Consider the following 12031-nt stretch of genomic DNA (forward strand, 5'->3'; position numbering starts at 1 on the left):
GGTCCGCTCCCCATGCGGGCCCTTCACTCCAAGGAGGCGACAATGAGCAATCTCAGGATTCACGATCCGCTGTCGATCGAACCGGTTGGGGACATGCTGCAAGGCATGTTGCGCGCGTTTCGCGGCAGCTATGAAGGAGGATTCGCGTTCAAGGTCGATGTGACCGAGTCTGACAAGGCCTACAACGTGGTCGCCGAGATTCCCGGCGCCAGGAAGGAAGATATCGAGGTATCCGTCGATCGCGGCACAGTGATGATCTCGGCCAAGGTGGAAAAGTCTTCCGAGCAGAAGGAAGGCGAACGTGTGATCCGGCGTGAGCGCTACAGTGGCTCGATGCAACGCGCCTTTACCCTGGACAGTTCCGTGGACGAAAGCAAGGTGGATGCCAGCTACGAGAACGGTGTCCTTCGGGTGGTACTGCCCAAGAAGGAAGCCTCGCCGCAGCAGCGTGTGACGATCCGCTGACATGGTGTTTTCCGGGGCCGCCCACGGACGTCAATACAGCCAACGCAGCCGATGCACAGAGCACATCATGGACCACCGGACCGTGCTGGTCGCGCTCGGCGTGGATCCCGACTGCGCATCCACGGCATTTCGTGGCGCATGGCGAGCCGGCTGCGAGCGCCCCCCGCGGCAATGGATCGAGCGAGAGTTGCTGCGGGATCCTGAGGCTGACCGGTGAACGGGGCGTCGACGCGGCCATTGAGGCACCGGGCATGCAAGGGACCTTTGAGGCCGCGTTGCGCGTGCTCAAGCCGGGAGGCACGCTTATTCCTAGCCCTCCAGCACGTAGCTCCCGGGGGCGTCGGCGAGCGCGCCGTGCGCCGCGTCGCGCGCGGGGACCCGTCCAGTGGAGTGCGACGCCAGCCAGCCCTGCCAGCAGGGCCACCAGGATCCCTCATGCCGTTGCGCGGTCGAGAGGTAGCGTTCGGGGCTGCCATAGGTTGCCTGCGCCGCGCGCGTTTCCACCCTGTATCGGCGGCCGGGATGCGAWGGGTCGGCCACGATGCCGGCATTGTGGCCGACCGAGGTCAGCAGGAACGTCAACGGCGCCGACGTCAGCAGATGCAGCTTGTAGACCGAGCGCCAGGGCGAGACATGGTCATGCTCCGTGCCTACCGCGAAGATCGGCATGCCGATATCTGACAGTGCGACGGGACGCCCGTCCACGCAATAGCGTCCTTCTGCCAGGTCGTTGTTGAGGAACAGCTTGTGCAGGCACGCCGAATGCATGCGAAAGGGCAGGCGGGTGACGTCCCGGTTCCATGACACCAGGTCGTTCGGACGCAGCCGCTTGCCGAGCAGGTACTCGCTCATCATGCGGGACCAGACCAGGTCGCGCGAATGCAGCATCTGGAAGGCAGCTGCCATCTGGGGACCATCCAGGTAACCTTGCTGGCGCATCATCGCGTCCAGCGTGGACAAGGCGCTGCTGTCGATGAACAGGCCGAGTTCTCCTGGCTCGGTGAAGTCCGTTTCGCTGGCGAACAAGGTCAGGCTTTGCAGGGGCAAGCCACTGTCGTCGCGACTAAGCGCCGCCGCGCAGATCGACAGCAGCGTGCCGCCCAGGCAATAGCCGGCGGCGTGGATGCGCGTATCGGGGCAGCGCTCCTGCACCGCGTGCAAGGCGGCCCGCACGCCGAGGCGCAGGTAATCGTCAAGCCCGAGGTCACGCGCTTCGGTACCCGGGTTCTTCCACGAGATCATGAAGACCGTGTGGCCTTGCTCGACCAGGAAGCGCACCATCGAGTCACGTGGCTGCAAGTCCAGGATGTAGTACTTCATGATCCAGGAGGGCACGATCAGCACTGGTTCCCGCCATACCTCGGTGCTGGCTGGCGCGTACTGGATCAGCTCGATCAGGGCATTGCGGAACACCACCTTGCCGGGCGTAACGGCGACATCCCGTCCTACCTTGAAGGTGGGCGGGCGACGCAGCTTTGGGTCGCGCGACAGGTCCGCCACCACGTCCTGCATATCGTGCAGCCAGTGCTGGGCCCCGTTGACGAAATTGCCACCGGCGCTGGCAGCCGTGGCCTGCAGCACCACGGGATTCAGCCACCAGGCATTGCCGGGCGAGCAGGTATCGAGCATCTGCCGCGCGCAGAACGACACGATCCGCTCATGGTGCGGGGATACGCCACGCAGCCCGTGCGTCAGCGACGCCCATAGCGCCTCGTTGTTGTGAAAGGCATCGCGCCAGAAGCGGAAAGGCCACTGCGACCAGGCGGGGTCGGCAAAGCGCAGGTCGGACGGCGGCGCCGTCGCGCCGGGCGCTGGTTGCGCAGTAGCCGGACCAGGCAACATGCCGCCGGTCGCGGCAATCATTGCGCTCATCCACTCTCCCAGGGACGTGTCGACCTTGCCAGGGGAGACGGCCAGGTGCAACGCCCAGTCCAGTCCGGCCAGCCAGAACGAGGCAAGCGACATGCCTTGCGTCGCGCAGGCCAGCGTAGAGCGCACTTGCTCGTCGAGCTGGTCCGGTACAGCCTCGATGGGAGCGCAGCCGCATTCCGCCTCGGGTGCAGCGGCAGGTTCACGGGTTGGCATTGGTGCGTTCATTGCATGTGCTGCCCGCCATGGATGGCGATATCGGCGCCGGTGACAAGTGCTGCGTCATCAGAGCACAGGAAGGTAATCAGCGCCGCGACCACTTCCGGGCGCTCCAAGCCTGCCGACAGGGGCCGCCGGTGCAGGCCGGCCGGATCAGTCGGGGTTTCCGCCCGAGGCCGGGCAGGTCTTGACGCCGAGCAGGCTGTAGAGGGGACAGATGCGGACGAGCCCTGTCAGGACCGGGATCACGCCGATCCATCCCCACACGCCGATCGTGCCGGTGACGGCAAGGCCGATCAGGGCCAGGCCGACAACGATCCTGAGCGTGCGGTCAACCGCACCGATATTGGTTTGCACAGCGTCCTCCTTTCGATAGCCCGTTAAATGCAGGTGCGGCGTTGCCGGGTTCGTTTCACGATCCGGCGGCTGCACGAACCCAATATAGCCAGATGGCTGCCGGTGGCCTTGATCTATGGCAACTTTGAGGCGTTCTAGCGCTGGAGTGCACGCAGCTCCGGTGCCACCGGCCGCGCCGCAGGCGAGATTGATCTGCGTCAAAGGACACCAAGCGCCCGACACTAGACTGAGTACACGGCACACGAGCGTGCCTTGATGCCCCCTGCGCAGCACACGGTCAAGAAAGCAAGAACATGGTGCCCGGTATTCTCAAACTCGCCTACAAGCTGCTGGTCAACGACCGGGCCAAATTCACCGGCTTGCTGGTCGGGATCACATTCGCGGTGTTCCTGATGATCGAGATGACCTCGCTGTTTGCCGGCGTGCTCAATCGCTCGTCGTCGACCGTGTACAACATCGGGGCGAGCATCTGGGTCATGGACCCGGCGGTCAATACCGTGGCCAATACCATCGGCATGCCGGACTACATGCTCGATGCCGTGCGCAGTATAGAGGGCGTCAAGTTTGCGGTGCCGCTCTACTCGGGCGGCGCGCTGGTACGTCTGCGCAGCGGCACCTACCAGCCAGTGACCGTGGTTGGCATTGATGACGCCAGCCTGTTCGGGCTGCCTGACGTGCTCAATGGCAGGATCGAGGACATCTACGCCGAGAACGCCTTCCTGGTCGTCAAGGATGCCGAATTCGACAAGCTGGAGAACCCGGCGGTCGGCACCGAATTCGAGATCAACGATAACCGCGGCGTCATTGTCCAGGCCGGCACCGCCGGCTACTTGCAGGTGCTGGTGGCGGATGCACAGTTTCACCAGGCCGATATCGGCTACCTGCAAGCCAGGACCCAGCGGCTGCAGGACACCGTGGCCTTGTTCCTGGCGCTGGGCGGGGGCTGGGACGCCAGCGCCTGATGTCCGAGCAGGCGCTCGGGACTACCGCATCGCGATGGCGCCATTCAGCCAATGTCATCCTCCGACAGCGCCTCGTACCCAGCCATCACATCGAACAGCTCCTCGTCGATCGCGCTCTGCCGCTCGCTGTGAAACCGGCCGCGAAGGCTGGCGAGCAATTCGTCGATGTTCTTGTCGGCCCGCTCCATCGCAGCCAGGCGGCTGGCGTTCTCGCTCGCCAGCGATTCGGCGCAGGCGCTGAACAGCGAGATAAAGAGGTGCTCGCGGATCAGCGCGCGCATCGTGGCGGTGCCGGCCCCGATCACTTCCGGCGGATTCGGCGTCGGCCAGCGCTGTGCCAGCAACCCGGCCAGCCATTGCGCGTCAAGCGGCAACAGGCGCTGCTCCACGGGCTGGAAGAGGGCGCCCGGCCTTGGCTGATTGTAGAAGACGTAGATACGAGGCTGCGCGGCCTGGCTCGGATGTGTTTCCGTATCGAGCTGCAGCCGATCGACCAGCGGGGCAATGGCCTCGACCGAGCCAGGCACCGCATAGGTGCCGGCCACGCTCACGCCGGCGCTGGCCAGGCGAGCCCGCACCCGCTCGCCGACGGCCCAGACCTCTCGCTTTCCGGGCATGGCCAGGAGCGTTTTGAGCGCATGGTCGACGATCACCTCGTTGAACTGGCCCACCAGCCCCTGGTCGGAGCCGAACACGATGGCGCCGACCGCTCCCGCTGAGGCAGGCTTGCTCTCCCCCGGCGTTAAACTGGCGGGCGCCAGCGTGCGCAGGCATGCCCAAAGACCAAGGCTCACCGCCCGGCGGTAGTCGGCTAGCGCCAGCACGGACTGTTCGTACTGGCTGATGCTGGAGGCGGCCAGCGCGCGCATGGTGCGAACAACGGCTTGCAGATCGGTGGCGCTGCCGATCTGGTGCCGCAGCGTGGCGGCCGAGTCGCTCATTGCCTCCACCCCTCTGCCGGAGAATGTGCCTGCGCTTCGAGCCCGGTCCCTGTATCGGCATCGGTACCGGCACCGGCCTGGAACTGCGCAAGGGCGGCGCGGACGATCGCGGTCACTGCCTGGCCATCCGCCTCGTCCGGCTTGCCCGCGGCCTCGAAGCGGGCGGATATCGCCGGTGGGATGCTCGCCGCCGCGGCGCGCACTGCAAGCTGCGCGTCCTGCATCCGGTCCAGCGGCACGGCATCGAACAGCCGCGCGGTCAGCGCGCTCAGGATGGCGATCTGCGCAGGCACCGGGACCGGGTCCGATTCGGGCTGCATCAGGCAGGCGCGAATGCGCTGGCCGTGCGCGATGGACTGGCGGCTGTCATCATCGAGCCTGGCGCCGAAACGGGAAAACGTCTCGAGTTCCTCGAACTGCGCGTAGGCGAGCTTGAGATCGCCGGCCACCGCGCGAAAGCTGCCCCGCTGCGCCTTGCCGCCCACGCGCGACACCGACTTGCCGACATCCACCGCGGGCAGCACGCCAAGCGCGAACAGCGTAGGCGACAGATAGACCTGGCCGTCGGTGATCGAGATCAGGTTGGTCGGGATGTAAGCCGACATGTCTTGCGCCTCGGTCTCGATGATCGGCAGCGCGGTAATCGAGCCGCCACCGCGCTCGGCGGCGAGGTGCGTGGCCCGCTCCAGCAGCCGCGAATGGATATAAAAGATGTCCCCCGGGAAAGCCTCGCGGCCGGGCGGGCGGCGCAGCAGCAGCGAAAGCTCGCGGTAGGCGCGGGCGTGCTGGGTGAGATCGTCGTAGACGATCAGCACGTCCCGCCCGGCCTCCATGAAGTGTTCGGCGATGCTGGTGGCGGCATACGGCGCGATATAGGCCAGACCTGGTGGCTGGTTGCCTTCGGTGACGACCACGACGGTATAGTCCATCGCCCCCTTGGCGCGCAGGGTCGCCACCGCCTTGGCGACGGCCGAGGCGCGCTGGCCGATGGCGCAATACACGCACACGACGTCCTGGCCGCGCTGGTTCAGGATGGTATCGATGGCGATGGCGGTCTTGCCGGTCTGGCGGTCCCCCAGGATCAGCTCGCGCTGGCCTCGCCCGATGGGAATCAGTGCATCGATGACTTTCACGCCGGTCTGCAGCGGCACCGTGACCGCCGCGCGCGCCATGATGGGCGCGGCCGGGCGCTCGATCGGCAACCGCGCGCTGGCCGCGAGCGGCCCGAGGCCATCGAGCGGGCGGCCGAGCGGATCGATCACGCGCCCGAGCAGCGTCTTGCCCACGGCCACGTCCATCACGCGGCCCGTGCGCTCGACCTGGTCGCCGGCCCGCAGCCGCCAGTAGTCGTCGAGCAGCACCACGCCGACCTCGTCTTCATCGACATTGAACGCAATGCCGTACACGTCGCCGGGAAAGCGCACCAGTTCGTCATAGCCGATGCCAGGCAGGCCGCGGACTTGCGCGACGCCCGTGGCCACGCTGACGATCGTACCCACTTCCTGCGCCGCCAGTGCCGGCACGAACCGGCTGCGCGCCTCGCCCATGGCGGCGAACGCCCGTTCGATGGCGGTTTGCGGCGGGGTAAGCGCGACGGTCATGGCTGGCTGGCCTCGGGCTTTGGCACTGGCTTCGGCGCGGGCTGCGGCACGGATTCTGGCTCGGGCCCGGCATGCATCGCCGCGTTCTCTGGGCTCAGCAGTGCGCTCACAGCATGCTCCAGCGAGCCGAGATAGCCATCGATGCTCCACGTCAGCTTCTGGCCGCCGACGATGAGTTCGATGCCGCTTACCAGCCCCGGAGCCGTGTCGAACTGCAAGGGGATGGCAGTGCCCAGGATGTCATCCACCGCCGCCTGGATGGCGGCGCGCTGTGCGGCAGGCAGCGCGAACGCACTGCGCACCACCGCGTGCGCCGCCGGCTGCCCGAACGCGGTCGCAAGACTGGCTCTCGCCGGCTCGTCGAGCGCACGCAGGCGGCGGATGAAGACGTCTGCCACGCGCTCTTCCAGGCTCGCCGAGGCCAGGTCCGCGAGCGCCCGGCGCGTGACGGCAAACACCTCGCGCCGTGCCAGGTCGCCGAGCGCCTGCGTCAGTTGCCCGGCTTCGCTGCGCAGCGCGTCCCGCCGTTTTGCGGCAAGCGCGTCCGCTGCCTGGCGCGCGGCTTCCAGCCACTGCCGGCGCTGTGTCTCGGCATCGGCAGCCGCCTGTGCCAGCAGCGCGGCGCGCTCGCGCTCGAACGCATCGGCCTTCTGCTGGAACGCCTCGCCTTGCTTGCGTGCCTCGGCCTCCCTGGCGCTGGCATCGGCGATCTGCATGGCGATCCTGCCTTCGCGGGCGTCGATGGCGTCAAGCACGGGCTGGTAAAGAAAGCGCTTCAGCAGCCAGACGAGGATGACGAAGTTGAGCGCCTGCGCACCCACGGTGAACCAGTCGATCAGCATGGCTTACCTGGCCACCGCGCGGGCGATGGCGGCGTTCCAGAACGGGTTGGCAAAGATCAGGATCATCGAGACGACGAAGCAATAGATCGCCGTCGACTCGATCATCGCCAGACCGACGAAGAGCGTGCGCGTGATCGTGGCCGATGCATCAGGCTGCTGCGCCAGCGACGTCAGCGCCGTCGCTACCGCCCGGCCTTCCGCGAGCGCGGGCCCCATGCAGCCGAAGCCGGTACAGAGGCCGGCCATGGCGATCGATGCCACCGCGATGATTGTCAGGCTGTCCATGGGATGGTTCCTTGGTCGGGTTCAGGGTGTCTTTTCGATCGGCAGGCCTGGCTCCGCCTTGCCGCCATGCGTGGCCGCCGCGAGATAGACCGCGGCCAGGATGCTGAAGATATAAGCCTGCACCATGCCGGTAAGCAGGCCGAGCGCGGTCATCACGATGGGAAACAGGAACGGCGTGATCGTCACCAGGATGGCGATGATCATGGCTCCGCTCATCATATTGCCGAACAGTCGAACAGCCAGCGCCAGCGTGCGCGACAGTTCGCTGATGATGTTGAACGGCAGCATCATCAAGGTCGGCTCGAGGTAGGACTTCAGGTAGCCGCGCAGCCCCTGGTCGCGGATGCCGTACAGCGGCACCGCCACGAACACGCACAACGCCAGCGCCAGCGTGGTCGACAGCGATCCGGTGGGCGGCTCGTAGCCGGGAACGATGGTAAACAGGCTGGCCGCGGCGACGAACAGGAACAGGGTGCCCAGGAAACCGAGATACTTGCGCGGCTGGCGCAGGCCGACTTCCGCGATTTGCTGCGCGATCCCGGTCACGATGATTTCAAGCAGGTTCTGCCAGCGCGAGCGGCGGTGGCCCAACGAGAGCCGGCGCGTGACCAGCCAGGAGCCCAGGGTCAGCACCCCCATCAGCACCCAGGTGAAAAGGATCGTGCCGTTGAGCTTGACGAAGCCGTGCTGCCAGAAGATCCACTGGTCAGGGCTGAGGCGCATGGCCCGTCTCCCGAGGCGCCGGGGCGCGGCGGTGGTCCGCCCATCGCGCCGTCATCCATGTCACCGCCACGCGCGCCACCGCGAAACCAGCCAGGCAGGCAACCATCCGCTCCCATTGCCCCGCGCCGACGGCGTAGAAGCCGAGCAGCGTGACGCCTATGCGCAGCAGCAGGCTGCCCAGCAGCCATAGGGCCGACTGACCGGATGAAAGCGTCCGGCGGACCGTCCACCACAGGCCGCCGAAAAAAAAGCCACCGAGTGCGCCACCCGCGAGGGCCGCAAGCAGCAATGCCGCCACGTCATGTATCCGCATCGTCTTTCTCCTCCTGGTCCTGGTCCTCGCCCTGGTCTCGCCGCATGGCGCGGTCCTCCTTGGCGACCCAGTGCCACGCATTGAAGCAGCCGAGCACCAGGCCGGCCACCAGCAGCGCCAGCGTCCACGCGTGCCGGCCCGGATAGTGCTTGTCCAGCCAGATGCCCAGCGCCGCGCCGAGCAGCGTCGGCACCACCACCGACCAGCCAACCAACCCCATCATGCCCAGCCCGAACCAGACCCCCGGCACGCCTTCGCGCCGCGCCCTGAGCTTGCGCTGCGCCTTGGCGCCCACTTTGCCTGCCAGCGTGGGCGCGGGCTTGGGTTGTCCGCCGGGCGGTGGCTCGGTCATGGTGACGGCTTGTGAAGCTTGGCGAAGCGCGCAAGAAAGCCCGTCTCCAGCTTGGCCATGACCGTGCGCAGGCTGCGCGCCTGCTCGTCCTGGGCCAGGAACTCGCGCTCCACGGTGTCGCGCAGCGTGGCCAGGTCGGCGCCTGCCATGGCGCGGCGCACCGACACGCGCACATCGAGTCCGGTCTTGACCAGCACGCCCTCATCGACCGCGATAAACACTTCGCCATCGGCCGGCGTTTCGAACGTCAGGATGCCGGGCGCGAGCGCCGCGACGCAATCGAGGCGATGCGGCAGCATGCCGAACGCGCCCCCGGCGGTCTCCGCCACGATGCGCGACACATCGCGCTTGTGCAGGAAGATCCGGAAGGGCAGCAGTATTTCAAGCAGCATGCGATCCGGCGGCATGGCTCTCCTTTGCTGGTTCTGGCGCCRCGGGCGCGGGCTTGCCCCTYGCTTCGGCKATCGGCCCGATCATGTAGAGCGCGCTTTCGGGGTAGTCCTTGAACTCGTCGCGCAGGATTCGCTCGCACCCGTCGAGCGAATCCGCCAGGCTGACTGTCCTGCCCTTGATGCTGGTGAACTGCTCCGTGGTGAAGAACGGCTGGGTCAGGAAACGCTCCAGGCGGCGGGCGCGGGCGACGACGCCGCGGTCGGCGGGGGAGAGCTGTTCCAGCCCCAGCATGGCGATGATGTCCTTGAGTTCCGCATACTGCGCCAGCGTGCGCCGGATATCCTGCGCCAGGCGATAGTGGCGCGCGCCGACGATGCCGGGCGTGGCCATCCTGGAATTCGATTGCAGCGGGTCGACGGCAGGGTAGAGGCCCTCGCTCGCTCGCTTGCGCGACAGCACGATGGACGCCGACAGGTGCGAGAAGGTATGCACCGCCGCCGGGTCGGTGAAATCGTCCGCAGGCACATAGACCGCCTGGATCGAGGTGATGGCGCCGGTGTCGGTGTTGGCAATGCGCTCCTCCAGCCCGGACAGTTCGGTGCCCATGGTCGGCTGGTAGCCCAGCCGCGACGGCATCTGCCCCATCAGGCCAGACACCTCCGATCCGGCCTGGATAAAGCGGAAGATATTGTCGATCAGCAGCAGGACGTCGCGGTGCTCATCGTCCCGGAAGTACTCGGCCATCGTCAGCGCTGCATGGCCAACCCGGAAGCGCGCTCCCGGGGGCTCGTTCATCTGGCCGAAGACCATGACCATGTCCTGCAGGACGCCGGCCTCGCGCATGTCGTGGTAAAGCTCCTCGCCCTCGCGGCAGCGCTCGCCGATGCCGCAGAAGATGCTCACGCCCCGGTGATGCCCGACCATGTTGTGGATCAGCTCGGTGAGCAACACCGTCTTGCCCACGCCCGCGCCGCCAAACAGGCCTGCCTTGCCCCCGGTTTCGAGCGGCAGCAGCACGTCGATCGCCTTGATGCCGGTCTCGAACACCATCGACTGCGTGGAGCGCTGGGACAGGGGTGGCGGCGCCCGGTGCACCGAACGCCACTGGACATGCTGCGGCGCCGGCAACCGGTCGATGGGCTGGCCGAACACGTCGAACATGCGCGACAGGATGCTGGCGCCCACCGGCGCCTGCAACGGTCTACCGGTGTCCTGCACCGCCATGCCTCGCGCCAGCCCTTGGGTGGACGTCAGCGCAATGCAGCGCACATGCAGCGCATCGCGCTGCGCCAGGACTTCGATGGCGATCCGGCCATCCATGCCGGTACGCAGCAAGGTGCGAATCGGCGGCAGCCCTGCCTCGAAGCGCACGTCGACGACGCTACCGCGCACCGCGGCAACCACGCCCTGGCTCGCGCTCACCGGCAGCCTCCATGTGCGGGCGGAATCGGGCCATGCGGGCACGTGGCCCCCAACCGTGCCGGCCTGGCCGTCCGGCGATGCGCCACTGCCGCTGCGCTTGCTCCGGTCATGTGATCATCCTCAAGCCGCCCGTGACTTGCTGCCGTTTTCACCGTAATGCCTGCACCAGGCGCCGCGCGTGCGGCAATGCACAATGATGCGCTTGTCCAGCCGGGAAAAGTTGATACAGGTCAACTTAGCGCATGCATGGCCGTGAAGCAAGACGTTGCGCGGCCGGTGCAGACTGCGACATTTCCACCAAGTGCGTCCGTGCTAGCTGCTTCGCCATCGAGAACGGCGATCCGGCAGCGCCTGAAGAGGCGGTGCTGACGCTCATCAAGCGTGCCGAGAAGGATTTCGAGGACCGCGCAGCCCAGAACCGTACCGCCAACGACCAACCCGTCTAACGAACCGCCCGGTAGCCTCGCCGGCGGACCCAATACCAACATTATCGCAACCGTGAACCGGCTCGGCACGAGGCATCGGCTTCGCGCTCGCCGAGGGACTTGCAGCGGCAGGCGCCAGCGTGATCCTGAACGGCACACGGGCCGATACGGTCGCGGAAGCGGTCATTCGGCTCAAAGGCAAAGGATTCAACGCGCAAGGCCGCGCGTTCGACGTGACCGACGAACATGAGGAGACACGCGAATGAACCGGCGGTCTGTCTGCAGGCCGGTTGGGACGGGAGGAGGGTGCCGATGGGTAGCATTGAGCCTACTGCAGCGAACGCCGTAACACCGCTGACCGTGATCGGAGATTTTGCCAGCGAGGTACGCAGACCAGGTACTGGGGGCGGGATGCTGCTTTCTTGGGACCCAGAAGCCGGCGTCGAACATGATCCAGCGCGCGGTCTCCTTGGCCAGGCCGAAGCCATGGCGCTCGCGCAGCTTCTCGGCCGCGCGCCAAACCATCAGCCTGCGCTCAGCGACGGCCTGAATCACCTTGAACCAGTCCAGTTCACGCATCGACATGGTCACCATCTCGGGCTTCGGCGTGGCTGGACTCCGATCCAGGCGGATAGAGCGCCAGCATGGCAGGATTCCTGCCCGGGGTACGACATTTGAACTTAGCTCAAGTACGACATTAGAAAAAACGGCCAACATCCATGTCTAGGCTAAATTCAAATGTCCTCTCTTTGGCCAGATCAGAATGTCCTCTTTAATGCAGGATGGTTTTGATTCTTTTACGTCTTTTTCCTGGCTGTTTCCGTAAGGCAGTCGAGCTGGCCTGAGACGGTAAGGTATCTAC

The 12031-nt window shown here is 66.3% G+C and carries 14 protein-coding genes and 5 pseudogenes; 7 read left to right on the plus strand and 12 right to left on the minus strand.

Going from position 1 to position 12031, the window contains the following annotated elements; genetic code table 11:
* The first annotated feature begins 42 nt into the window (after positions 1-42).
* The 3 genes and pseudogenes from AC1DQR_RS06905 to AC1DQR_RS06915 form a co-directional block, all read left to right on the plus strand.
* Positions 43-465 carry an Hsp20/alpha crystallin family protein gene (locus AC1DQR_RS06905; RefSeq protein ID WP_416048586.1) on the plus strand — a complete coding sequence of 141 codons (423 nt, stop codon included), beginning with the start codon at positions 43-45 and terminating at the stop codon, positions 463-465.
* Between the two features lie 67 nt (positions 466-532).
* Positions 533-682, plus strand: a complete 150-nt coding sequence (locus AC1DQR_RS06910) for a hypothetical protein (RefSeq protein WP_416048587.1) — start codon at positions 533-535, stop codon at positions 680-682.
* Positions 663-770, plus strand: a pseudogene (locus AC1DQR_RS06915) (NAD(P)-dependent alcohol dehydrogenase); the annotation flags it as partial. The gene AC1DQR_RS06910 and the pseudogene AC1DQR_RS06915, both read left to right, overlap by 20 nt.
* Before the next feature lie 4 nt (positions 771-774).
* Here AC1DQR_RS06915 and AC1DQR_RS06920 read toward each other — a convergent pair.
* From AC1DQR_RS06920 to AC1DQR_RS06930, 3 genes and pseudogenes are all read right to left on the minus strand, one after another.
* On the minus strand, positions 775-2550 hold the full coding sequence (locus AC1DQR_RS06920; RefSeq protein WP_477132769.1) for a PHA/PHB synthase family protein: 1776 nt from the start codon (positions 2548-2550) through the stop codon (positions 775-777).
* An 8-nt stretch (positions 2551-2558) separates the two neighbouring features.
* A pseudogene (locus tag AC1DQR_RS06925) lies at positions 2559-2691 on the minus strand (SDR family oxidoreductase); the annotation flags it as partial.
* A 15-nt stretch (positions 2692-2706) separates the two neighbouring features.
* Positions 2707-3111: a YgaP family membrane protein gene (locus AC1DQR_RS06930; protein ID WP_416048589.1), complete on the minus strand. Its 405-nt coding sequence runs from the start codon at positions 3109-3111 to the stop codon at positions 2707-2709.
* A gap of 95 nt (positions 3112-3206) precedes the next feature.
* On the opposite strand from AC1DQR_RS06930, the pseudogene AC1DQR_RS06935 reads away from it, so the two are divergent.
* Together AC1DQR_RS06935 and AC1DQR_RS06940 are read left to right on the plus strand one after the other, a co-directional pair.
* Positions 3207-3719 (plus strand): annotated as a pseudogene (locus tag AC1DQR_RS06935) (ABC transporter permease); the annotation flags it as partial.
* Positions 3720-3872 (plus strand): annotated as a pseudogene (locus AC1DQR_RS06940) (efflux transporter outer membrane subunit); the annotation flags it as partial.
* 44 nt (positions 3873-3916) lie between these two features.
* Here AC1DQR_RS06940 and AC1DQR_RS06945 read toward each other — a convergent pair.
* From AC1DQR_RS06945 to atpD, 9 genes are read right to left on the minus strand one after another with little or no spacing between them, the layout of a single operon-like run.
* Entirely contained in the window at positions 3917-4813 is an 897-nt protein-coding gene (locus AC1DQR_RS06945) for a F0F1 ATP synthase subunit gamma (RefSeq protein WP_416048590.1), read from the minus strand.
* Positions 4810-6414, minus strand: a complete 1605-nt coding sequence (locus AC1DQR_RS06950; protein WP_477132770.1) for an alternate F1F0 ATPase, F1 subunit alpha — start codon at positions 6412-6414, stop codon at positions 4810-4812. The genes AC1DQR_RS06945 and AC1DQR_RS06950 overlap by 4 nt, the downstream gene beginning before the upstream one ends.
* Positions 6411-7256: a F0F1 ATP synthase subunit delta gene (locus AC1DQR_RS06955; RefSeq protein ID WP_416048592.1), complete on the minus strand. Its 846-nt coding sequence runs from the start codon at positions 7254-7256 to the stop codon at positions 6411-6413. The genes AC1DQR_RS06950 and AC1DQR_RS06955 overlap by 4 nt, the downstream gene beginning before the upstream one ends.
* Before the next feature lie 3 nt (positions 7257-7259).
* Positions 7260-7541: a F0F1 ATP synthase subunit C gene (locus AC1DQR_RS06960; protein WP_150990106.1), complete on the minus strand. Its 282-nt coding sequence runs from the start codon at positions 7539-7541 to the stop codon at positions 7260-7262.
* 21 nt (positions 7542-7562) lie between these two features.
* On the minus strand, positions 7563-8264 hold the full coding sequence (locus AC1DQR_RS06965; protein ID WP_477132771.1) for a F0F1 ATP synthase subunit A: 702 nt from the start codon (positions 8262-8264) through the stop codon (positions 7563-7565).
* Entirely contained in the window at positions 8248-8577 is a 330-nt protein-coding gene (locus AC1DQR_RS06970; RefSeq protein ID WP_416048594.1) for an N-ATPase subunit AtpR, read from the minus strand. The genes AC1DQR_RS06965 and AC1DQR_RS06970 overlap by 17 nt, the downstream gene beginning before the upstream one ends.
* Positions 8564-8929, minus strand: a complete 366-nt coding sequence (locus AC1DQR_RS06975; RefSeq protein WP_416048595.1) for an AtpZ/AtpI family protein — start codon at positions 8927-8929, stop codon at positions 8564-8566. Before AC1DQR_RS06975 ends, AC1DQR_RS06970 begins: the two co-directional genes overlap by 14 nt.
* Entirely contained in the window at positions 8926-9336 is a 411-nt protein-coding gene (locus AC1DQR_RS06980; protein WP_416048596.1) for a F0F1 ATP synthase subunit epsilon, read from the minus strand. The genes AC1DQR_RS06975 and AC1DQR_RS06980 overlap by 4 nt, the downstream gene beginning before the upstream one ends.
* Entirely contained in the window at positions 9311-10744 is a 1434-nt protein-coding gene (atpD, locus tag AC1DQR_RS06985) for a F0F1 ATP synthase subunit beta (protein ID WP_477132772.1), read from the minus strand. The genes AC1DQR_RS06980 and atpD overlap by 26 nt, the downstream gene beginning before the upstream one ends.
* A 242-nt stretch (positions 10745-10986) precedes the next feature.
* Here atpD and AC1DQR_RS06990 point away from each other — a divergent pair, with 242 nt between their 5' ends.
* The gene (locus AC1DQR_RS06990) at positions 10987-11190 is read left to right on the plus strand and encodes a hypothetical protein (RefSeq protein ID WP_416048598.1); all 204 of its coding nucleotides are present in this window, start codon (positions 10987-10989) and stop codon (positions 11188-11190) included.
* Between the two features lie 56 nt (positions 11191-11246).
* Positions 11247-11414, plus strand: a pseudogene (locus tag AC1DQR_RS06995) (SDR family NAD(P)-dependent oxidoreductase); the annotation flags it as partial.
* Positions 11415-12031: the final 617 nt, after the last annotated feature.

It is taken from the genome of Cupriavidus sp. 05L411, assembly GCF_056398045.1.

Coding starts and splice junctions, on each gene's coding strand:
- AC1DQR_RS06955 (WP_416048592.1), bottom strand. CDS start 7,256: ATGCTGATCGACTGGTTCACCGTGGGTGCGCAGGCGCTCAACTTCGTC.
- AC1DQR_RS06950 (WP_477132770.1), bottom strand. CDS start 6,414: ATGACCGTCGCGCTTACCCCGCCGCAAACCGCCATCGAACGGGCGTTC.
- AC1DQR_RS06990 (WP_416048598.1), top strand. CDS start 10,987: ATGCATGGCCGTGAAGCAAGACGTTGCGCGGCCGGTGCAGACTGCGAC.
- AC1DQR_RS06970 (WP_416048594.1), bottom strand. CDS start 8,577: ATGCGGATACATGACGTGGCGGCATTGCTGCTTGCGGCCCTCGCGGGT.
- AC1DQR_RS06965 (WP_477132771.1), bottom strand. CDS start 8,264: ATGCGCCTCAGCCCTGACCAGTGGATCTTCTGGCAGCACGGCTTCGTC.
- AC1DQR_RS06960 (WP_150990106.1), bottom strand. CDS start 7,541: ATGGACAGCCTGACAATCATCGCGGTGGCATCGATCGCCATGGCCGGC.
- AC1DQR_RS06945 (WP_416048590.1), bottom strand. CDS start 4,813: ATGAGCGACTCGGCCGCCACGCTGCGGCACCAGATCGGCAGCGCCACC.
- AC1DQR_RS06910 (WP_416048587.1), top strand. CDS start 533: ATGGACCACCGGACCGTGCTGGTCGCGCTCGGCGTGGATCCCGACTGC.
- AC1DQR_RS06980 (WP_416048596.1), bottom strand. CDS start 9,336: ATGCCGCCGGATCGCATGCTGCTTGAAATACTGCTGCCCTTCCGGATC.
- AC1DQR_RS06905 (WP_416048586.1), top strand. CDS start 43: ATGAGCAATCTCAGGATTCACGATCCGCTGTCGATCGAACCGGTTGGG.
- AC1DQR_RS06975 (WP_416048595.1), bottom strand. CDS start 8,929: ATGACCGAGCCACCGCCCGGCGGACAACCCAAGCCCGCGCCCACGCTG.